At 61.7% G+C, this 20,141-nt stretch carries 17 protein-coding genes and 1 pseudogene; 8 read left to right on the top strand and 10 right to left on the bottom strand.

The features are described 5' to 3' along the window. Positions 1-24: 24 nt before the first annotated feature. Positions 25-918, bottom strand: coding sequence for a PA4780 family RIO1-like protein kinase (locus J4D25_RS11600; protein ID WP_057712139.1), 894 nt, complete (start codon positions 916-918; stop codon positions 25-27). A gap of 447 nt (positions 919-1,365) precedes the next feature. On the opposite strand from J4D25_RS11600, the pseudogene J4D25_RS27270 reads away from it, so the two are divergent. Together J4D25_RS27270 and J4D25_RS27275 are read left to right on the top strand one after the other, a co-directional pair. Beyond that, positions 1,366-2,454, top strand: a pseudogene (locus tag J4D25_RS27270) (cache domain-containing protein); the annotation flags it as partial. A gap of 129 nt (positions 2,455-2,583) precedes the next feature. Then, positions 2,584-3,312 carry a methyl-accepting chemotaxis protein gene (locus tag J4D25_RS27275; protein ID WP_373423037.1) on the top strand — a complete coding sequence of 243 codons (729 nt, stop codon included), beginning with the start codon at positions 2,584-2,586 and terminating at the stop codon, positions 3,310-3,312. 390 nt (positions 3,313-3,702) lie between these two features. On the opposite strand, the gene J4D25_RS11610 is transcribed toward J4D25_RS27275, so the two are convergent. Next, on the bottom strand, positions 3,703-4,980 hold the full coding sequence (locus tag J4D25_RS11610; RefSeq protein ID WP_057712141.1) for an acetyl-CoA C-acetyltransferase: 1,278 nt from the start codon (positions 4,978-4,980) through the stop codon (positions 3,703-3,705). A 223-nt stretch (positions 4,981-5,203) separates the two neighbouring features. Here J4D25_RS11610 and J4D25_RS11615 point away from each other — a divergent pair, with 223 nt between their 5' ends. Further along, the gene (locus tag J4D25_RS11615) at positions 5,204-6,556 is read left to right on the top strand and encodes a 3-oxoacyl-ACP reductase (protein ID WP_057712142.1); all 1,353 of its coding nucleotides are present in this window, start codon (positions 5,204-5,206) and stop codon (positions 6,554-6,556) included. Positions 6,557-6,558: 2 nt separating this feature from the next. Further along, positions 6,559-7,413: a MaoC/PaaZ C-terminal domain-containing protein gene (locus J4D25_RS11620; RefSeq protein WP_057712143.1), complete on the top strand. Its 855-nt coding sequence runs from the start codon at positions 6,559-6,561 to the stop codon at positions 7,411-7,413. Between the two features lie 58 nt (positions 7,414-7,471). Here J4D25_RS11620 and J4D25_RS11625 read toward each other — a convergent pair whose 3' ends face one another. Next, positions 7,472-7,828 carry a DUF6124 family protein gene (locus J4D25_RS11625; RefSeq protein WP_057712144.1) on the bottom strand — a complete coding sequence of 119 codons (357 nt, stop codon included), beginning with the start codon at positions 7,826-7,828 and terminating at the stop codon, positions 7,472-7,474. 580 nt (positions 7,829-8,408) lie between these two features. On the opposite strand from J4D25_RS11625, the gene J4D25_RS11630 reads away from it, so the two are divergent. Both J4D25_RS11630 and J4D25_RS11635 read left to right on the top strand, forming a co-directional pair. After that, entirely contained in the window at positions 8,409-8,564 is a 156-nt protein-coding gene (locus J4D25_RS11630; protein WP_198530222.1) for a hypothetical protein, read from the top strand. After that, on the top strand, positions 8,561-11,329 hold the full coding sequence (locus J4D25_RS11635; protein WP_057712145.1) for an ATP-binding protein: 2,769 nt from the start codon (positions 8,561-8,563) through the stop codon (positions 11,327-11,329). Before J4D25_RS11630 ends, J4D25_RS11635 begins: the two co-directional genes overlap by 4 nt. Positions 11,330-11,437: 108 nt before the next feature. Here J4D25_RS11635 and J4D25_RS11640 read toward each other — a convergent pair whose 3' ends face one another. The 4 genes from J4D25_RS11640 to J4D25_RS11655 are packed head-to-tail and all read right to left on the bottom strand — an operon-like array spanning position 11,438 to position 13,729. Beyond that, positions 11,438-12,001 carry a DUF4136 domain-containing protein gene (locus J4D25_RS11640; RefSeq protein WP_057712146.1) on the bottom strand — a complete coding sequence of 188 codons (564 nt, stop codon included), beginning with the start codon at positions 11,999-12,001 and terminating at the stop codon, positions 11,438-11,440. 55 nt (positions 12,002-12,056) lie between these two features. After that, complete coding sequence (locus tag J4D25_RS11645; RefSeq protein ID WP_057712147.1) at positions 12,057-12,665, bottom strand: DUF4136 domain-containing protein; 609 nt, start codon at positions 12,663-12,665, stop codon at positions 12,057-12,059. 12 nt (positions 12,666-12,677) lie between these two features. Beyond that, complete coding sequence (locus J4D25_RS11650) at positions 12,678-13,427, bottom strand: methyltransferase domain-containing protein (RefSeq protein WP_057712148.1); 750 nt, start codon at positions 13,425-13,427, stop codon at positions 12,678-12,680. Beyond that, complete coding sequence (locus tag J4D25_RS11655) at positions 13,427-13,729, bottom strand: MazG-like family protein (RefSeq protein WP_057712149.1); 303 nt, start codon at positions 13,727-13,729, stop codon at positions 13,427-13,429. Before J4D25_RS11655 ends, J4D25_RS11650 begins: the two co-directional genes overlap by 1 nt. Before the next feature lie 155 nt (positions 13,730-13,884). Here J4D25_RS11655 and J4D25_RS11660 point away from each other — a divergent pair, with 155 nt between their 5' ends. Together J4D25_RS11660 and J4D25_RS11665 are read left to right on the top strand one after the other, a co-directional pair. Continuing rightward, a complete protein-coding gene (locus J4D25_RS11660) occupies positions 13,885-14,178 on the top strand; it encodes a hypothetical protein (RefSeq protein ID WP_057712150.1) in 294 nt (97 codons plus the stop codon). A 187-nt stretch (positions 14,179-14,365) separates the two neighbouring features. Next, the gene (locus J4D25_RS11665; protein WP_057712151.1) at positions 14,366-15,715 is read left to right on the top strand and encodes an MATE family efflux transporter; all 1,350 of its coding nucleotides are present in this window, start codon (positions 14,366-14,368) and stop codon (positions 15,713-15,715) included. Between the two features lie 31 nt (positions 15,716-15,746). On the opposite strand, the gene J4D25_RS11670 is transcribed toward J4D25_RS11665, so the two are convergent. The 3 genes from J4D25_RS11670 to speA all read right to left on the bottom strand — a co-directional run bounded on the left by J4D25_RS11670 (position 15,747) and on the right by speA (position 20,009). Then, entirely contained in the window at positions 15,747-16,547 is an 801-nt protein-coding gene (locus J4D25_RS11670) for a DUF4123 domain-containing protein (protein ID WP_057712152.1), read from the bottom strand. Further along, complete coding sequence (locus J4D25_RS11675) at positions 16,544-17,863, bottom strand: type VI secretion system Vgr family protein (RefSeq protein ID WP_057712153.1); 1,320 nt, start codon at positions 17,861-17,863, stop codon at positions 16,544-16,546. Before J4D25_RS11675 ends, J4D25_RS11670 begins: the two co-directional genes overlap by 4 nt. A gap of 232 nt (positions 17,864-18,095) precedes the next feature. Further along, positions 18,096-20,009: an arginine decarboxylase gene (speA, locus tag J4D25_RS11680; RefSeq protein ID WP_057712154.1), complete on the bottom strand. Its 1,914-nt coding sequence runs from the start codon at positions 20,007-20,009 to the stop codon at positions 18,096-18,098. Positions 20,010-20,141 lie beyond the last annotated feature (132 nt).

Below are 20,141 nucleotides of genomic sequence, written 5' to 3' on the forward strand. Positions count from 1 at the left end.
GAAGCCGGGTTTTTCTTTAACCGATCACTGCATCCACGGTGGAGGCGGTTCTTCGGTCTTGCCCGGCGGCGCATCGTCCGCCGCGCGTACGGCTTGCCTGCGCTCTTCATCCAGGCGCGCGGCCTCGATCTCGCGCATGATTCCGCCCACGTCGGCCAGCTCTTCCGTGTCGGCGAACTCGCCGGTCAGGACACTGGTCGGGTGCAAGGTGCCAGCCTCGTACAAGGCCCACATTTCCTTGGCGTATTTGGTCTTCTTCAACTCCGGCGCAAACCGCCCGAAATAGGACGCCATGTTGCCCACGTCCCGCTCCAGCATGCTGAACGCGTGGTTGTTGCCAGCCGCATCCACCGCTTGCGGCAGGTCGATAATCACCGGGCCGGTCGGCGTCAGCAGCACGTTGAACTCCGACAGGTCGCCGTGCACCAGACCGGTACACAACATCAGCACGATCTGCGAAATCAGGAACGCGTGATACTCGCGCGCCTGGTCCGGTTCCAGCACCACATCGTTCAGGCGCGGCGCGGCATCGCCGTACTCGTCGGCCACCAGCTCCATGAGCAGCACGCCTTCGAGGAAGTCGAACGGCTTGGGCACCCGCACACCGGCACTGGCCAGACGGAACAGCGCCGCCACTTCGGCGTTCTGCCAGGCGTCCTCGGTTTCCTTGCGGCCAAACTTGGAGCCCTTGGCCATCGCACGGGCCTGACGGCTGTTGCGCACCTTGCGGCCTTCCTGGTACTCGGCCGCCTGACGGAAACTGCGTTTATTCGCCTCCTTGTAAACCTTCGCGCAACGCAACTCGTTGCCGCAGCGCACCACATAAACAGCTGCTTCTTTACCACTCATGAGTGGGCGCAGCACCTCGTCGACCAGACCGTCCTCGATCAGGGGTTCAATGCGTTTTGGAGTCTTCATCAGCTTTTATTGTGGGTCCTTTATTACCAAACACGCGAAAGTCATTCGTTATACGGCAATCCACTCACGGGGGGGAGGGGTTGCCGACTTATGAACATTGCAGATGCACACAATGTACCGTTCTCATCAGGTAAAACCGACGACCGCCATGGTCGTTCCAGATCATAGCCGAGCCTGCCTCACTTGTTGTGCAGAGGCATTGAGGGCAATTGCGACAGAAGCTGACACCACAGTTCATACCTTCCGTAGGATTTTTCCCAACAGGCCTCAATTTCCTCCGATAACAGCCGAAGTCCTAAGTGACAAAGTGATTTGTCCGACAATCGCTCCCCCCAATAATAGCGATGCCGCACTCAAGGACCCGGGTTGACCAAGAACGTTTACGGCTGCCAATAAAACCGCGAGTCATCTGCACTGCGTGGGCCTACAAGAAAATCTGGAGCGCGGATGAACATCAAACAGAAGTTGACCTGGGCGTTTGCAATCATCGCCTGCCTGCCCGTGGTGCTGGTCGCCACCCTCGTTGTGCTGAACCTGCGCAGTGATGCCAGGGACGAATTCGTCGACGGCAGTGCCCGCGAGATTCGTCAGGTCAGCAACGCCATGCAATTGTTCTTTGACGGCATCAGCCAGAACGTCGATTACCTGGCCAAGCAACCGCTGATCCGAAACTCCGACGACAGCCTCAAGACTTACATGGCCGCCAACGCCGAAAGCGTCCCTCAGGGGGAGGCTGACAAAAAAGTCTTCGCCCTGCTCCAGGATCTGGGCAACAGCCACCCGGCCTACGCCTATGCCATCCTCGGCACGGCGGCGGGCGGCTATGTGTCGTGGCCGGATGATCCTAAGCTGAATAACTACGACCCGCGCCAGCGCCCCTGGTACAAGGCCGCCCAAGCCAAACCGGGCAAGCCGTTTCGCACCGAGGCCTACTACTGGGCCCAGGATGACGCGACCTATGTCAGCACCGTGCGCACCATCGACAACAAGCTGGGCACCAACGGCGGCGTGGTCAGCATCGACGTGACGCTCAAGCAGCTCACCGAAATCGTCAAACAGATCAAGCTCGGTGAAACCGGCTACCTGATGCTGCTGGAAAACACCGGCATGGTCCTGGTGGACCCGAAACAACCGGAACACAACTTCAAACCGCTGAACAGTCTTGGCGACGGCTACGCGCAACTGGCCAAAGCCGGCAAGGGCCTGGTGGAAGTGGAGCTGAACGGCGAGCACTACATGGCCAACGTCTGGCCGTCCGAACAACTGGGCTGGACCTTCATCGGCCTGATCAAACAGGACGACGTGATGAGCTCCGCGACCCAGTTGACCTGGTTGATCGCCATCATCGCCGCCGTCCTGGCCGTCATCTTCGCCATCGTCGGCGCCAGTTTTGCCAGCCTCATCGTGCGCCCGATCCGCAGCGTGGCCAGCGGCCTGGAAGGTATCGCCCAGGGCGAAGGCGACCTGACCCAGAACCTGCAAATCCGTGGCAACGATGAAACCGCGCAACTGGCCAACTGGTTCAACCAGTTCCTGACGGCGATTCGCAACCTGATCCAGAACATCGGCGGCGCGGCGGGCAAAATCCTCGCCACGTCCAAGAGTTCGACTCAGGTCTCCAGCGACATGGCCGAAGCCGCCGGACGCCAGCGTGAAGCGGTGGACATGGTCTCCACGGCGTTCCACGAAATGGTCGCCACCGCCAACGAAGTCGCGCGCTCTTGCAGCCAGGCGGCGGAGTCTGCCGACAGTGGCCAGCGCCAGGCGCACGAAGGTCAGCAGCAGATCGATGCGGCGGTGAACAGCGTGGATCGCCTGAGCCAGGAAATCGAACAGTCGGCCCAGTCGATGCAACAGCTCGAACGCGACAGCAACGACATCCAGTCGATCCTGGGGACCATCCGCTCGATCGCAGAACAGACCAACCTGCTGGCGTTGAACGCCGCGATCGAAGCGGCCCGGGCCGGTGAACAGGGACGCGGCTTTGCCGTGGTGGCTGACGAAGTGCGGGCCCTGGCCAAGCGCACGGCCGACTCCACGGCGGAAATCGACGGGCTGCTGGGCAACCTGGCCAAACGCACCAGCCAGGTGACCCAACAGATGCACGCCAGCCTGGAAGTGTCCCAGCAATCGGTGACGCGCATCGGCGAGGCCCGCAACAGCTTCGGGCAGATCCGCGAATCGGTGGACGTGATCCGCGACATGAACACCCAGATCGCCACGGCGGCGGAACAACAGCATCAGGTGGCTGAAGACATCAACCGGCACATCAGCCAGATCCATGGCGATGCGCAGTTGGTGGCGGAACTGGCCAACTCGGCCCGCCTGGACTCCCAGAGCCTGGCCGGGTTGTCCAATGAACTGGACGGGTTGGTGCGCAGGTTCCGTACCTGATCAACCGGCACACCCCATTACCCTGCGGGAGCGAGCTTGCTCGCGAAAGCGGTATGGCAGTCAACATTGATGTTGAAGCTGATGGCCCCATCGCGAGCAAGCTCGCTCCCACAAGGTTTCAGTGTCGCTCACATAATCTGAGCCAGGCACAAAACCTGTGGGAGCGGGCTTGCTGGCGAAAGCGGTATGGCAGTCAACATTGATGTTGAAGCTGATGGCCCCATCGCGAGCAAGCTCGCTCCCACAAGGTTTCAGTGTCGCTCACATAATCTGAGCCAGGCACAAAACCTGTGGGAGCGAGCTTGCTCGCGATGGCGGTAGATCGGTCAACATGGATGTTGAAGCTGATGACCCCATCGCGAGCAGGCTCGCTCCTACAGTTGCGACTGTTCAACGCTCGATAATGGCGGTCACGCCCTGCCCGCCCGCCGCGCAAATCGAAATCAGCCCCCGCCCCTTGCCCGCCGCATCCAGCAACTTCGCCAGGTTGGCGACGATGCGCCCGCCCGTGGCGGCAAACGGATGCCCCGCCGCCAGTGAGCTGCCCTTGACGTTGAGCTTGCTGCGGTCGATCGAGCCCAGCGCCGTATCGAGCCCGAGACGGGTTTTGCAGTACTCCGGATCCTCCCAGGCCTTCAAGGTGCACAGCACTTGCGCGGCGAAGGCTTCGTGGATTTCGTAGTAGTCGAAGTCCTGCAAGGTCAGGCCATTGCGCGCGAGCAAGCGCGGTACGGCGTAGACCGGCGCCATCAACAACCCTTCGGCACCGTTGACGAAATCCACCGCCGCCGCCTCACCGTCACGCCAGTAGGCCAGAATCGGTAACCCGCGTGCCTTGGCCCATTCCTCGCTGCCCAGCAGCACCAGTGACGCGCCATCGGTCAGTGGCGTGGAGTTGCCGGCGGTCAGGGTGCCCTTGGCGCTTTTCTCATAGGCAGGCTTGAGCGCGGCGAGCTTTTCCAGCGTGGAGTCCGGGCGCAGGTTGTTGTCGCGGGTCAGGCCCAGGAACGGTGTCATCAGGTCGTTGTGCCAGCCCTCGGCGTAGGACGCCGCCAGTTTCTGATGGCTCTCAAGCGCCAATTGATCCTGTGCCTGTCGAGGGATGTTCCAGGTCTGGGCCATCAGCTCGCAATGCTGGCCCATGGACAACCCGGTACGCGGCTCGCCGTTGCGCGGGAATTCGGGGATCAGATGTTTGGGACGCAATTGCAGGAAGGTTTTCAGTTTGTCGCCGGTGGTTTTCGCGCGGTTGGCTTGCAGGAGGATTTTGCGCAGGCCCTCGCTGACACTGATCGGCGCATCCGAGGTGGTGTCCACGCCACCGGCGATGCCGCAATCGATCTGGCCCAGGGCAATCTTGTTCGCCACCAGCAGTGCCGCTTCCAGCCCGGTGCCGCACGCCTGCTGGATGTCATAGGCCGCAGTGGCGGGCGACAGTCGCGAACCCAGTACGCACTCGCGCGTGAGGTTCATGTCTCGCGACAACTTGAGCACCGCCCCGGCGACCACTTCACCAATGCGCTGGCCGTGCAGGTTGTAACGTTCGATCAGGCCTTCGAGGGCGGCGGTGAGCATCACCTGGTTACTGGCCGTGGCATAGGGGCCGTTGGAGCGGGCGAAGGGAATCCGGTTACCGCCGATGATCGCGACGCGGTGCAGTTGGGTCATGAAAAGCTCCTGATGAATGATCTGAACCGAACACAGCCCCCTGTGGGAGCGGGCTTGCTCGCGAAGGGGCCGGCACACTCAACATCGTTGTTGGCTGATACACCGCCATCGCGAGCAGGCTCGCTCCTACACTGTAACCAAGCGTAGGCCTTATCTCGTGGATCGAACGACTGATCGCCATTCATGGTCCACACTTTGATCCCCAGCTTTCGGAGCGTGTTCCATGTCTGACCGCTATATCGACTTCGCCAATTCGTCCATCGGCCATCGCCTGGTCGGCGCCCTGGGGTTGCCGACACCGACCAGACTGGAGCGCTGGCAAGCGGGCCGGTTGCGACCTGTAGAAGGCGCCCTGCTGATTGGAGGCGGGCCGTTGGCCGAACACGTCAGCGCTTTCGCCAACCGTCTGACCGACGCGATCTACAGCTACAGCACCGAGCCTTCGATGGCCACGGCCTGGATTCCCGGCCTTGGACCGAAACTCAAGGCCGTGGTGTTCGACGCCAGTGACCTGCTGCACACCGATCAGCTCAAGCAACTTCGCGAGTTTTTCCAGCCGCTGATGAAAAACCTCGACCACTGTGCGCACCTGGTGATTCTCGGGCGCGATCCGCAAACCTTGCGCGACCCGTTCGCCGCCAGTGCCCAGCGTGCCCTGGAAGGTTTCAGCCGTTCACTGGCCAAGGAGTTACGCAGCGGTGGCACCCTGCAATTGATCTACGTCGGTGAAGGTGCCGAGGGGCAACTGGAAGGCCCACTGCGGTTTTTCCTCTCACCGAAAAGCGCCTTCGTGTCCGGGCAGGTCATTCGCTTGAGTCCGTGTTTGACGCCCGTCACCGACTGGACACGCCCGCTCGCCGGGCGCAAGGCACTGGTCACCGGTGCGGCGCGCGGTATCGGTGCCGCCATTGCAGAAACCCTGGCCCGCGATGGTGCCGACGTCATCCTGCTCGACGTGCCGCCGACCAAAACCGATCTCGAAGCCCTCGCCGCACGCCTCGGCGGGCGCACCATCACCCTCGACATCTGCGCCGAAGACGCCGCCGCGCAGTTGATTGAACAACTGCCCGACGGTCTCGACATCGTGGTGCACAACGCCGGCATCACCCGGGATAAAACCCTGGCCAACATGACCCCGGAATACTGGGACGCGGTGCTGGCGGTCAACCTCAATGCGCCACAAATACTGACCAAAGCCCTGCTCGACAGCGGCGCCCTGCACGACAACGGCCGGGTGATCCTGCTGGCGTCCATCAGCGGCATCGCCGGCAATCGCGGGCAAACCAATTACGCGGCGAGCAAGGCCGGGTTGATCGGATTGGCGCAAGCCTGGGCGCCGCTACTCCACGAACGCAGCATCAGCATCAACGCCGTGGCACCGGGCTTCATCGAAACGCAGATGACCGCGCACATTCCCTTCGGCCTGCGCGAAGCCGGACGCCGCATGAGTTCGCTTGGCCAGGGCGGCCTGCCGCAGGACGTCGCCGAGGCCGTGGCCTGGCTCGCGCAACCGGGCACCGGCGCGTTTACCGGGCAAGCGTTGCGCGTATGCGGGCAAAGCGTTCTGGGGGCTTAAGGATGATCACCGACTGGCACACACTCAACCGCGAACCCGGCCTGCCGGGATTGTACGCACGAGCGGCGACACGGCGAAAAATCACGGGCACCACCCTACCCGATTCGGGTTTGCGTTGCTGGGTCGAAGCCGATCCCAAGCGCCTGGCGGCTTATCGCAAGGTCTGTGGTTTCGCCGACAACGGCCTGCTGCCACCGACCTACCCGCACATCCTCGGGTTTGCCTTGCAGATGCAACTGCTCACGACCAGGGACTTCCCGTTCCCGCTACTGGGTCTGATTCACCTGAGCAATCGCGTTCGTGTACTGCGTCCCATGGGTGGAGTGAATCGGGTGCACGTCAGCGTGCAAGTGCAGAACCTGCAACCCCACGCCAAAGGCGCAACATTCGATCTGCTGACCACCCTCGACGATCAATTGGGGCCGTTGTGGGAAGCAGAAAGCCGGATGCTCTGTCGCGGCGTCAAACTCGAGGGTGAACCGCTCGAAGAGAGCCTGGTATCCAGCCTGGCCCTGAGCGAAGTCGAGCACTGGAAAGCGCCTTCGGACATCGGCCGGCAATACGCCAAGGTGTCCGGCGACTACAACCCGATCCACCTCAGCGCGGCCAGCGCCCGACTCTTCGGCTTCCCGACCGCCATCGCCCATGGCCTGTGGAACAAGGCACGCACGTTGGCTGCGCTGGCCGGGCATCTGCCTGTAGCGAATGTCGAGATCGCGGTGCAGTTCAAGAAACCGGTACGGTTGCCCAGTGAGGTGACGTTACTGGCCAGTGCGCCAGGGCCGAGCGGGGATTTTCAGTTGGTGGGTGTCGGGGAGCTGGAGCATATGGTCGGGCATTGGCGGCCGGTTGCCTGAGAAAGCTGATACCTCGACGTGGCGAGGGCGCTGGCTCCTCGCCACAAAAGCTCCGCGGTTAGTTTTGCGGATCGAGATTATCCAACGCCCGGTTCACCGCCAGCTCACCCAGCATGATCACCTGCGCAATCCCCAGCAGGGTGTTGCGCTGCGAGCCCTCCAGAAAACCTGCGAAATCACTCGCCATCACACTCGCCGACGCCAGCGACTCACAGGCGTGGGCCAGCAGGGTCTCGGTATCGATGTCCGGGGCGATGACGAACAGAGTGCTGGGTTTGTGAACGGCAGGTGGCTTGGGCGGATTGAGGTAGTGATCGAGGGCGCGGTCGGCGGCTTCGTGGAATTTATTTGAGTGAGGGGATTGGTAGGGGGAAACGTCGTCGGTTTCGGGGGGATTCGGGGTGGGTTTGAACATGGTGAAGCTCCAAGTATGGGATGGAACTGCCACTGATTGCCGCGACAGCAATCAAGGGTGGCAGCTGTACGCGGGGTCGCGGACCGAGCTACTTGGAAACCCGGCATACCCGAAGGTATCCCGCGCACAGCCACCATTACATCAAACGACAAGCACCGAAGCGCTCCGGTTTAAGCCGGTGGATTATGCACCAAGTAGACTGAAAGGCCGCGACAGCCCGGTCACTGAATTTGCAGCGACCGACAAAGGCTAGAGATCGCACTTCCGACGGACAACCTGAAAAACGTGTCGGAGGTTTCCTCGGGACTTGAGGAAAACTACACAGGAATGTGTTGGCTGAAAGGGCGTCATCGCGAGCAAGCTCGCTCCCACAGTGGATTGGGTACACCTGCAAGATTTCGGTCGGCTGGCAGGCCGCCATCGCGAGCAAGCTCGCTCCCACAGCCAAAAGTGACCCGCTAAGAGCGGAACCATAAGTGGCCGTTGCCGAAGAAATGGATATGTACACAACCCAAACCTCCGTTTTGGCGGAATGATTCTATGCTGACATTACTCAGTGATGGTCAAGGTAGACGCACTCATGAAAGCCAGCCTCCCCCACAAACAAAAAAGTGCCGCCGCGAATGAGTTTGCCCTGGGATTGCTGACCGCCGCCATTCATCTGAACCTGCCGGGCATCGGACAGGTACCGAATCTGCCGGCGACCCTCACGACCAGTGCGAGCCTGCAATTTTGAGTGCCGGGGACAAACTCTTCGGGCGCCTGCTCCATCGCCATCCGCCGCCCCCGCCGGAACCGCAAGAGGCACCGCGGGTGCACAGTTTCGGGTTGCAGATGCAGCTCAATGCCGAGGGGCGTGTCGTTCAACTGAGCGGTCCGCTGCGGCACTTGCTGGCCCAGCACCCCCCCAGCGAGCAGGCACCGCATCTGTTCGACTTCCTGTTGCCCCACAGCAGCCTCGTCATCGAAGGCTCGCCGGCGGACTGGCAGGGGCAAACCCTGGACCTGGACTTCTACAGCCTCAACGGCCCCCCGCTGCATTTGCGCGGCTGGGTGCAGCCCTTGGCCGATACCTGGTTGTTGCAGATGCTGGACATCGGCGACCTGCTGCTTGAGCGCCTGCAATCGCGCAACCGCGAACAATGCCAGGTGCTGGCGCAGCAAATCGCCGAACAGTTGCGCCTGTGCAGCCTGACGCGCCTGCCCGAGGTGCTGACCGAGCAACTGCAAAGCCTGGCCCAGCGTTTTCAGATCCCCTGCATTGCCCTCGCCTTGCTCGATGAGCAGGAACATGGTTGGCAGATTCAACAGCACTACGCGGCCCCGGATGCACCGCAACTGTGGCAAAACGGTCAACGCCTGGGCACGGGGCTGGACAGTTTGAGCGGCTCGGCTCCGCAGCACCTGACCCCGCGCGAACACCCGCGCCTGCAAGGTACGTTCGGCAATACCGATGGCTTCGTCGTGCCCTATCATGATGCGCAAGGGGTGGTCGCCTGGTTGCTGTGCGGTTTCTTCACAGCGCAAAAACGCGCCCCCGATGTCACGGAACGCGACTGGCTACAAATCACCGCCGCGCTCGCCAGTCCCTTGCTCGGGCGCCTGCGCGAGCACCGTCATCACCTGCAACTGGAACGCCTGGAATCGCTGCAAGCCTTGCTGGGAACAGGCTGGTGGGAAGTTTTCAGCGACAGCGACGAGGTTCAGTTGGCACCTTCGCTGGCCACTACCCTGAACCTTGGAATGTCGCGTTTATCCATGCAGGACTGGCTCGATCAGGTGTATCCCGCCGACCGCGAAGAGCTGCGCATCTGCCTGCAAGACTTGCAGGAGACTGGCACTCCCCTGCTGCTGTGCGTGCGCCTGTATCGCCCCTACGGTGCGCCCGCACCCGCCTGGTATCGCCTGCAAGGCCAGGCTCTGGGCGCGGGAAAAAACCGTCGTCTGGTGGGGTTCATGCTCGACATCAGCGACATCAAGAACCAGGAACAGAGCGCCATCGCCGCCCATGCACGCCTGGACAATCTGATCGCCAGCTCTCCGGCGGTGATTTACGTACAGCGCTATGTCGACGGTACGTTGCACCCGGTGTTTTTCAGCGACAGCCTGTTGCCACTGCTCGGCTGGACCCTCGCCGACTGCGCACCCGGGGCGCTGGGGGAGCGGGTGCATCCCGACGACCGACTGCAGTATTTCGAGCGCACGCGGCTGTTGCTGCGTGAAGGCTCGGTGCGCGCCCGCTATCGGTTGCGTGACAGTCACGGCGACTATCACTGGCTGCTGGATGAAGCGAAGTTGTTGCGCAACGACCTCGGCCTGCCGGTGGAAGCCGTGGGTCTGTGGCTGGACATCACCGAAGCGACCCTGGCCACCGAACAGGTCAGGCAGAGTGAAGAACGCTACCGGATGTTGGTGGAAGACTCGCCGGCGATGATCTGCCGCTACCAGCCGGACTTGACCCTGACCTTCGGCAACCGCCCGCTGGCCACCTGTCTGGAGTTGGCGCCCGAACAATTGCCGGGGGTGAATCTGGGCGACTGGATGTCCGGGGAACAGCGCACTGCATTCATCCAGCGGCTGAACCGACTGAGCCCCGAGTTTCCGGTCAGCACCGCCGAGATCAACCTACAACTGCCCGGCCGCGAACACGCCTGGTGGATCTGGTCCGATCGTGGGGTGTTCGATGAACAGGGCCGGTTGCTCGAGGTCCAGGCCGTGGGGCGCGACAACACCGAGGTGCGGCGCGCGCAGCAGCAGCTCACACAAAGCGCGAAAATGGCCACCCTCGGAGAAATGGCCACCGGCCTGGCCCATGAGATCAACCAGCCGCTGAACGTGATGCGCATGGCTATCGTCAACGTACTCAAGCGCCTGAACAACGGCGACGTACAGGTCGATTACCTGATCGACAAGCTCACGCGCATCGACACGCAAGTGCAGCGCGCCGCACGGGTGGTGGACCACATGCGGGTGTTCGGCCGCCGCTCGGAAACCGAGCAGCAACCGTTCAACCCGGTCCAGGCCATCGAAGGCACGCTGTCACTGTTGTCCGAGGACCTACGCGACAAAGGCGTCGACCTGCGCATCAGCGAGACCGGTTTTGAAGTGCAGGTACGCGGCTACGTCGATCAGCTTGAACAGGTACTGATCAACCTGATGGTCAACGCTCGGGACGCGTTGCTCGGCAAGCGCGAAACCCTGCCCGGGTTCAAGCCGTGGATTTCGCTGTACACCGAACGGGATACACACTCGGTACGCCTGTGGGTCGAGGACAACGGCGGCGGTATCGACCCGCGTTTGCTGGAGCGGATCTTCGAGCCGTTCTTCACCACCAAACCGGTGGGCTTCGGCACCGGTCTGGGGCTTTCGGTGAGCTATGACATTGTCGAGAACATGGGCGGCAAGCTGAGCGTCAGGAACTCCACCGAGGGTGCGCGTTTCTGCATAGAACTGCCGATTGTGCTGCCGGATCAGATCACCAGGGATGGGCGTCCCGAGTGACAACCGAGGTTGGCACCCACCTCGACTTTGTTCAGGTCGATCCCCAGGCTTGCCAGTGCCAGGCATAAAAACCCCTGTAGGGCACAGGGGTTGAGAGACTGGCTGACTCTAGGATGCGTGCGGTGGGTAGTTGGCCAATATCCGCGTGACCGTTTCCCAGATGGCATCGCGACGATCCGTCGGGTTCGGCGTGCGGCTGAGTATCTGTTCGTCACTGCCACGCCACACCAGTTTGCCGTCCTTGCCATCGAGCAGGTCGATCTGGATGGTCGCCACTTTGTAGCTGACGTTGCGGGTTTCGTTATACATAGGGGCGCCGTAGTAGCCATACCACGGGTTACCCCAGCCGCCACCGTAATTGGTGGTCACCTGTTGTTGCCGCTCTTCGACAATCAGGTAGGTCTGCACATTCAAATCGCCCTTGGCGCCTGCGGCGGCCGGGCGCAGACCGCGCTGATCCAGTTGATCGGCAACCGCCTGACGGATGCGCTGCTCGGTCAGGTCGCTCTTGATCCGTGGATCGTCGGGACGGTATTGCAGGGCGGGTTCTTTCCAGGTCCAGCTGCGATAGGCAGCAAAGTCGCGGCTGGCGTCGAAGTCATGATTGACCTGGTTGGCGGCGCAGGCACTGAGCAGCGCGGCCACTGCCAGTAAAACAAAACGGCGGAACATGATGAGTCTCCGGTTGAAGGCATGATCCTGCGGAATGCTTCTTATCTACAAGAAGCTAACTAGGAGGATACGCCGACATTGCCTTTTTCACAGCCTCCCGTATGGCATCGGCCCGCTCGCTTTCGCTGCCCCGGTTGCCGGTTTCAGCGCTGGAGCTCCACACCGGCTGGCCGCTCCTGGCGTCAAACATATCCACCTGAACCACCACGACTTGCTCCTGATAGGTACGAACGACAGGTACGGTGGCGTACCCGCCATACCCAGGGCCGTAGCCGTTGTAGCCACCATAACCGCCGCCGTAATAGTCGTCCTGTACCTGGCGCAAACGGGTTTCCAGGCGCAGGTCGGCGCTGACAAACAGGTCGGCCGGGCGATTGTCGTGCAACGGGCGCAAGCCGCGTTGATCCAGCGCATTGCTGACCGCTTCGGCGATCTGTGCCGAGTCGGCCCAGGCGGTGCCCGGCGGCAGATGCCCGTCGAGCCAGGCCCAACTGCGGTAGCGCCCATAGTCACGGGGGGCTGCCGGGTAAGCGCTGCGGTCAAAGGTGTTGGCGGCCTGGGGCGGCGCCGGTGGCAATGGGTTGGACGTGGCGACATAGGGGTTGCTGCCCTGACAGGCAGCCAGCCCCAGGCAGAACACCAGTACACCTGAATGACTTTTCATTGCGTGCTCCGATCAGACAGGCCGACAGATCCAGTGCAAGTAACGTCCAAGCCCGGCAAAGCTCGGATGACGACGGTGGGCCAGTTCCATTTCCAGCAGGTCCGCCAGCTCGGCGCGGGCCTGGAATTCCACCGGCATGTAATCGTGGAAAACCCGCACGCCACTCATGGTTTCGACCTGCCACAGACCTTCAAGTTGCGCCGCCAGCTCACGCGGATCAAGGGGCTGTTGCGGGGTCAGGCTCTGCTTTTCGCCGGCCATGTCGTTCTTGCGCATCTTGCGGAAATGCCCCTTGAGCAAGTTGCGATATATCAGCGCGTCACGGTTGTAGAACGCCAGGGACAGCCAGCCGTCAGCCTTGGTCAGCTGATGCAGCACCGGCAGGATGGCGTGGGGTTCGGCCAGCCATTCCAGCACGGCGTGGCACAACACCAGGTCGTAGGGTTCGGTGAGTTGCCCGAGCAGCTCCTGCCAGGGTGCCTGAATGAACGTGGCGCTCTGCCCTGCTTCGGCAAAACGCTGGCGGGCGCCTTCGAGCATCGGCTCGGCAGGCTCGGCGAGGGTCACCTGATGGCCGCGCTGTGCCAGCCACAACGACATGTGGCCAAGCCCGGCGCCGATGTCCAGCACGCGCAGCGGCCGGTCGGGCAAGACTTCGGCCAGATCGGCCTGCAACACCGCCAGACGGATCGCGCCTTTGGCACCGCCGTAGATTTTTTCGGCGAAACGGGTCGCCAGTTGATCGAAATGACGGTCGCTCATCAGTTGAACCTCCGTTCGCTGTCCGCCAGTTTGTTGCGCACCACGGCGTCCATGTCCAGGCCCAGTTCGCTGCACAGCAGCAATAGATAAAGCACGATGTCACCGACTTCCTGCCCGGCGTGGGCGAGTTTGTCCGCCGGCAACTGGCGTGACTGGTCTTCGGTCAGCCACTGGAAAATTTCCACCAGCTCGGACATTTCCACGCTCGCGGCCATGGCCAGGTTTTTCGGGCTGTGAAATTGCCGCCAGTCATTGCGGTCACGGATGGCGTGCAGGCGTTCGGTCAGTTCAACAAGGTTCATCGGGCTCTCCTGAAGACGTATAGCTTCAGGGGGATCACAGGTGAAGGCAAGGGCAGAAGATGCATGTTCTCTGTGCAACCCTCTATGCTTGTGGGAACTCGGCAGCCTGATCGACAGCCCAAGACTCAATTCTCTTTAAACAGGACGTTCACTTCATGCAGGTAGAAGGTTTTTCCGAATGGCTCGGCCAGGTACTCGGCTCGATCATCCGCTTCATCGTTGATGGCCTCAGTGGTCTGTTCAATCTGTTGAGCAACGCCAGCAGCAATTTCATCGAAGGCCTGTCCCAGGCGCTGGGCATGGATACCTCGGTCATCAGCATCGTGACCTTGATCCTCGGCCTGATCCTGCTGTGGTCAGCGATCCGCGCCTTTCTCAATGCGTCGTTCATCATGGGTTTCATCTGGTTGGTGCTGGGGCTGTGGTTGCTCAGCTGGATCATCCATTGACCCCACCGAACACCTGTGGGAGCGAGCTTGCTCGCGATGGCGTCGGCACATCAAAAATTGATTCAACTGAAAGAGCGCTATCGCGAGCAAGCTCGCTCCCACATTGGATCTCTGGTCTTTTATGAATTGAGCTCACTTAGCTAATCCGTTTTCACCGCTACAATGCCCGCTCCTCCAAGGAGCCTGCATGTCCAACCTGACCGCCGACTGGCGCGACCGCCCTACCCATCGCCGGGTCTGGGCACTCGCCGCGCCGATGATTCTCTCGAACATTTCCGTACCGCTGGTGGCATTGGTCGACAGCACCGTCATCGGTCACCTGCCCCACGCCCATCAACTCGGCGCCGTCGCGGTTGGGGCCAGTCTGTACACCTTCCTTGCCTGGGCCATGGGCTTTCTGCGTATGGGCTCCACCGGGTTCGCCGCCCAGGCAGCGGGGCGTGGGGATGGTGCCGCCTTGCGGCAGATTCTGTTGCAGGGCCTGCTGCTCGCCATCGGCCTGGCCGTGGTCTTGGGTGCGGTGGGCGTGCCTTTGAGCGGGGTCGCGTTGCATTTCATGCAACCGTCGGCTGAGCTCGATCAGCTGACCCGCGAGTTCTTCCATACCCGCCTGTTCGGCCTGCCGGCGGCGCTCGCCAGTTATGCACTGGTCGGCTGGTTCCTCGGCACCCAGAATGCCCGGGCACCCCTGGCGATTTTGCTGAGTACCAACCTGGTCAACATTGCCCTGAACCTGTGGTTCGTCCTCGGCCTGGAATGGGGTGTGGTCGGTGCTGCCCGGGCCTCGGTGATTGCCGAATGGACCGGCGCACTGATCGGCTTGCTGATGACCCGCAAAGCCCTGCGCGCCTACCCCGGGCATATCGTCTGGGCGGCATTGGCGCTGTGGCAGAGTTGGCGGCCATTGCTGGCGGTCAACCGCGATATCTTCATCCGCAGCCTGGCACTGCAATCGGTGTTCTTCCTGATCACGGTGCAAGGCGCACGGCTGGGCGACGCCACGGTCGCGGCCAACGCTCTTTTGCTCAATGGCCTGCTGCTGACCGCCCACGCCCTCGATGGCCTGGCCCACGCTGTCGAAGCCCTGTGCGGACATGCTCTTGGCGCCCGTAACCGCGATGCCCTGCGCCGTTCATTGGTGGTGGCCGGTGGCTGGTCGTTGTTCGCAAGTCTGGGCTTTGCCGCGCTGTTTCTGTTCGCCGGGCATCTGTTCATCGAGATGCAGACCGACATTCAAAGTGTGCGCGACACCGCGTTCATCTACCTGCCCTACCTCGCCGTACTGCCGCTGATTGCCGTCTGGAGTTACCTGCTCGACGGCCTGTTCATCGGCGCCACCCGCGCCCGGGAGATGCGCAACGGCATGCTGTTGACCGTGGCGCTGGTGCTGCCTTTCGGCTGGGCACTGCAAGGCGGGGGCAACCATGGCCTGTGGATAACCTTTCTGTTGTTCATGCTGCTGCGCAGCCTGACCCTCGGCATGATCGCCTGGCGCCTGCGCCGTAACGATGGCTGGTTCGCCGGCGGTATTCACTGATCGGGCGTGGCCCCGACAATCAATTTCGACCTCATGGCCAGGGTGGATCGTTCTGCCACAGGTTTCGCAGGTGATCGAGGCGTTCCTGTTGAGTTCCGCCCGGCAACGGCTGCACGGGCGCCGCGTCGGGATACTGCAGGCGTAGCCATATCCAGCCATCGAGCACCGGGCGCTCGCTGAACCCCAGCGCGATCCCCTCCTGCACATGAGCCCACAGGCGGGGAAAATCGACACCGGTGGATCGGTTCCAGCGCCAGGCATGCTGCTCGAGCAGGCAGGTTTGCAATTTTCCCTGCTGTCCAACGCTGAGGCTTTCCTCGACTGCCAACGGGCTGACCGACAACCCCGGGCTGGACAAGCGCTGCCAGCCCTCACACCCCATCGCGCGGTCGGCCCAACTACCGCCGAACCAGCGTAACTGGTGGATAGGTCCTAGCCAGCGACTCAGTTCAACCGCATCGCAGGCATCGAAAAAATAACTGGCCGTGGTTGGGTTGTAGTAACTCAGAAGGGCCCGGTGCAGGCCAAGCGTGACCGTGAGCATGCGCCGCAAATGCGCCAGCAACGACGAAGCGCCCGCCTCGCTGACCACCAGCAATCCGGGCCAGCGTTTTCCGTCGACGATGCATAAATCGGCCAGTGCCGGGCAGGTGCGCAGATCGACCAGGACCGGCCCCTGTTCATGTAGCGCATGCCACTCTGTGCCTTCGAACAACCCGAACCATCGGGCCTGGGCAAACATTTGCCGAAGTGTGACACCCGCCTGCGGCGTGCCCGGCACATCCAGCAACAACCACTGCGGGGGTGCCTCGGGCGTACGTGTGGCAATCATGCTCCAGAGCTCTGGCCAAGCTGCGTCGCCAGACGACAGGTGCACAAAGCCTGTGCGCAATGGTTGAAGCTGCCGCCACCGGGTAGCAGGCACAACATCAGCAATGGCTCCCCCGAGCGCAACCATTGCTCCAGGCCCTCATCATGGGTGCAGCCGGGCTGGGGGGTGTCGGCGTCCGTCACCTCGACCGTTGCCGGCGCATGCAGCACCCCGGTTATCTGCGGTTGATCGGGATCGCCCTCGACAAAACCCACGACCACCTCGGTCCCTTCCCGTATCGGCGTGAACGTCGAACCCTGCAACTGCCTGGCCAGGGGCAGCCAGCAATGACTGGGTGTCGCCCCTTCGCCCTGATAAAGCCAGTCGAATTGCACCGGTACCGGCCTTTGCGGGTCAGGGCTTGGCTCATCGACCTCGACGACCCACGCCCGTTGCGGGCCATGCATCCTTGGTTCGATCGTCGCACAGGGCGGTTTGATGGGTGCCGGCCAGTGCAGGGCACGGGCCTGGTTGTGGTAAGGCGTCGTCGTATCCTGGCTGCCCCAATGCTCAACGCAGGTCAGCAGCCAGAGCCGATTGCAATCGGCAACCGGATGACCGGACAGCGGCATCAGTCGACCGCTGCGCAAGGTCGCCAGGTCCGTCCGGCATTCGACGCACTGCACAGCCGTCCCACCGCTACGCCGACGTTCGAACTGCCGCACCGCCGGTCGATCGCCCTCGCTGCGCAATACCACAGGTTCGCCGGTTGGAAAATGCTGCCGGTCATCACCAAACACCACACAGTGCCCGCGGGCCCGGTGTTCGAAGTGGTAGTGAAGCCCCTCCTGGGCGCACAGTCGCTGGAGAAATTGCAGGTCTGACTCTCGATATTGTGTGCAAAAATCCCGGGGCGGGTATTGGCCACTTAGCTCCAGACGTCGATCCTTGCCGGTAATGCCGTGCTCCTTGAGGACCTGGTCGAGGATTTGCGGCACTGATCGGGCACTGAAGATTCGCTGGCTGAAGCGCTGGGCCAGACAAGCCAGTTTTGGCCCCAGACGCACCTGGCAGAGTCGGGGTCCGCTGGCGTGGTCACGCTGGACGAGCTCATGCAATTGTCCATGCACGTAGCTTCCGGCTGGCCCGAAATGCAACGAGGCAGGGCGATACAGCAAACTGGCAAGCTCAAGCACCGGGTCTTCGATCAGCAGTTCCAGGTCGAACACGAACGGCTCGCTGATGGCTTCTCTGCCGGTAAAGACCAGGACCTCTAAGGAATCGGGCAGACCTGCTACATCCAGACGAAATGACGGTTCGCTGACTGGATTGAACATCGGCGTTTCTCTACAGGAGGGGCGGCCGGGGATTCTCGCTGAGAGACATGGCCGAGTAGAGTGCCGAAATACAAATTAGGAAATAACCTACGCGAAAAGAAGACCAAATGCATTGGGTCGTCGAAGATGCTGGAAATTTCGCCTGGAACAGAAGAATTGCCGCACCAGGTCATCTGAAATTTCCGCAGCGAACGGTAAATTTTCAGACGACCTGATGAGCGTGACGCTTACCTCAGGAAGACAGGTAAGACGAACGGGTCAGCCCCAGACGCAAGGCATCGAGGAACTGCGTGCGCTCGGTTGCGCTGATGCGGGCACTGGCGCACTTGTCGCGGTAGTGGGTCATCAGTTCTTCCGGCGACAAGTGCACGTAACGCAGCATGTCTTCGATGGTGTCGTGGGTTTCGATACCGGCGTGGTACACACTGCCATCGGCGTTCTGGTAGATGTTCACCGAATCCGTGTCACCGAACAGGTTGTGCATGTCGCCAAGAATTTCCTGGTAGGCACCGACCAGGAACACACCCAGCAAGTAGTCCTCACCTTCTTTCAACGCGTGCACCGGCAAGCTGGTCTCGATGCTCTGCTCGTCGACGTACTGGTTGATCTTGCCGTCGGAGTCACAGGTCAGGTCTTGCAGTACCGCACGACGCAGCGGCTCTTCGTCGAGACGGTGCAGCGGGATGATCGGCAGGACCTGGTCGATGGCCCAGGTGTCCGGCAGGCTCTGGAACACCGAGAAGTTGCAGATGTACTTGTCGGCCAGCTTGTCGTTGAGTTCGTCCAGCACCTGACGGTGGGAACGCTGGCGTGCCTTCAACGAGTTGTGCAGGCGACGGCACACGGCGAAGTAGCACTGCTCGGCCAGGGCTTTCTCGGCCAGGGTCAGCTTGCCGTCGGCGTACTGGGAGGCAACATCACTCATGTAGTGCGTGGCGCGCCAGTAGGTTTCGGTAACCATTTCGATGTCGGTCGGACCCAGCAGGTCCACCAGCCACTGCACGGTTTCCGGCAGCGCTTCCTTGTTCTCGATCTGCGGCACGTCGTCGTTGTGTTTCTCGACGTCGGTCACCTGAATCACCAGCATCGCGTGGTGCGCGGTCAGGGAACGGCCGCTTTCGGAGAAGATGTTCGGGTGCGGCAGGCTCTGCGCATCGCAGAATTCCTTGAGCATCCCGACCACGACACCAGCGTAGTCGTCCATGTCGTAGTTGATCGAACTGGCATTACGCGAGTGCGTGCCGTCGTAGTCCACGCCCAGGCCACCGCCGACGTCGATGTGATCCACCGGAAGGCCGAGGTTGCGCAATTCGCCGTAGTAACGGATCGCTTCCTTGAAACCGTGCTGGTAGTCCGCCAGGTTGGCGATCTGCGAGCCCATGTGGAAGTGCAGCAGGCGAATGCCCTGGTCCAGGCCCGCCGCGCGGAAACGCTCGACCACCGACAGCAGTTGCGCCGCCGACAGGCCGAACTTGGATTTTTCACCGCCGGTGTCCGCCCACTTGCTCGAGGCCAGGGACGACAGGCGCACGCGCAGGCCGACCTGAGGCTTGACCTTGAGCGAAGCCGCTTCCTCGATCACCAGGCCGACTTCGGATTCTTTCTCGATCACGATGAACACGTTGTGGCCGAGCTTCTGGCCCATCAGTGCCAGGCGAATGAACTCGCGGTCCTTGTAGCCGTTGCAGACGATGGTGCCGCCCTTCGGCGCCAGTGCCAGCACCGCCAGCAGTTCAGGCTTGGAGCCGGCCTCCAGGCCGATGGAAACGTTCTGGGTGGCGATGATGTTTTCGATCACCGCTTCCTGCTGGTTCACCTTGATCGGGTACAGCGCGGTGTACTTGCTCTGGTATTCCAGACGCTCGATGTTGGCGTCGAATGCGCCGGTCAGCTGACGCACGCGGTCTTGCAGGATGTCCGGGAAACGGACCAGCAATGGCAAGGACAGGCCGCTTTTGCGCAGCTGGTCGACTTGCTCGTACAGGTCGATAGGCGAGCTGCTCGGACCGTTCGGACGAACTTCGACGCGACCGGCGTCATTGATCGCGAAATACCCGGCCCCCCAATGGCGAATCCCGTAAACACTGCGGCTGTCCGCAACTGTCCATTGGCTGCCATCGTCTTTGCGTGTGCGTCGTACGGACATCGAAGTCCCCTATAAAGAAGTCATAGTGCGTCGCCTGGGTTCAGGCCGGCGCAGTCTAAAGAATGAAAATGACGGTTCGTCAACGAGGCAATAGACCCCGCCGACCGCAGTGAGTTTAGATACCGGTCATGA

Origin of the sequence: Pseudomonas sp. GW456-L13, from assembly GCF_017350115.1 — a bacterium.
GTDB lineage: Bacteria > Pseudomonadota > Gammaproteobacteria > Pseudomonadales > Pseudomonadaceae > Aquipseudomonas > Aquipseudomonas jessenii.

Coding starts and splice junctions, on each gene's coding strand:
- J4D25_RS11655 (WP_057712149.1), bottom strand. CDS start 13,729: ATGAACCTTGTTGAACTGACCGAACGCCTGCACGCCATCCGTGACCGC.
- J4D25_RS27275 (WP_373423037.1), top strand. CDS start 2,584: ATGGTCTCCACGGCGTTCCACGAAATGGTCGCCACCGCCAACGAAGTC.
- J4D25_RS11650 (WP_057712148.1), bottom strand. CDS start 13,427: ATGAGCGACCGTCATTTCGATCAACTGGCGACCCGTTTCGCCGAAAAA.
- J4D25_RS11665 (WP_057712151.1), top strand. CDS start 14,366: ATGTCCAACCTGACCGCCGACTGGCGCGACCGCCCTACCCATCGCCGG.
- J4D25_RS11600 (WP_057712139.1), bottom strand. CDS start 918: ATGAAGACTCCAAAACGCATTGAACCCCTGATCGAGGACGGTCTGGTC.
- J4D25_RS11630 (WP_198530222.1), top strand. CDS start 8,409: ATGAAAGCCAGCCTCCCCCACAAACAAAAAAGTGCCGCCGCGAATGAG.
- J4D25_RS11625 (WP_057712144.1), bottom strand. CDS start 7,828: ATGTTCAAACCCACCCCGAATCCCCCCGAAACCGACGACGTTTCCCCC.
- J4D25_RS11610 (WP_057712141.1), bottom strand. CDS start 4,980: ATGACCCAACTGCACCGCGTCGCGATCATCGGCGGTAACCGGATTCCC.
- J4D25_RS11620 (WP_057712143.1), top strand. CDS start 6,559: ATGATCACCGACTGGCACACACTCAACCGCGAACCCGGCCTGCCGGGA.
- J4D25_RS11660 (WP_057712150.1), top strand. CDS start 13,885: ATGCAGGTAGAAGGTTTTTCCGAATGGCTCGGCCAGGTACTCGGCTCG.
- J4D25_RS11675 (WP_057712153.1), bottom strand. CDS start 17,863: ATGTTCAATCCAGTCAGCGAACCGTCATTTCGTCTGGATGTAGCAGGT.
- J4D25_RS11670 (WP_057712152.1), bottom strand. CDS start 16,547: ATGATTGCCACACGTACGCCCGAGGCACCCCCGCAGTGGTTGTTGCTG.
- J4D25_RS11615 (WP_057712142.1), top strand. CDS start 5,204: ATGTCTGACCGCTATATCGACTTCGCCAATTCGTCCATCGGCCATCGC.
- J4D25_RS11640 (WP_057712146.1), bottom strand. CDS start 12,001: ATGTTCCGCCGTTTTGTTTTACTGGCAGTGGCCGCGCTGCTCAGTGCC.
- speA (WP_057712154.1), bottom strand. CDS start 20,009: ATGTCCGTACGACGCACACGCAAAGACGATGGCAGCCAATGGACAGTT.
- J4D25_RS11645 (WP_057712147.1), bottom strand. CDS start 12,665: ATGAAAAGTCATTCAGGTGTACTGGTGTTCTGCCTGGGGCTGGCTGCC.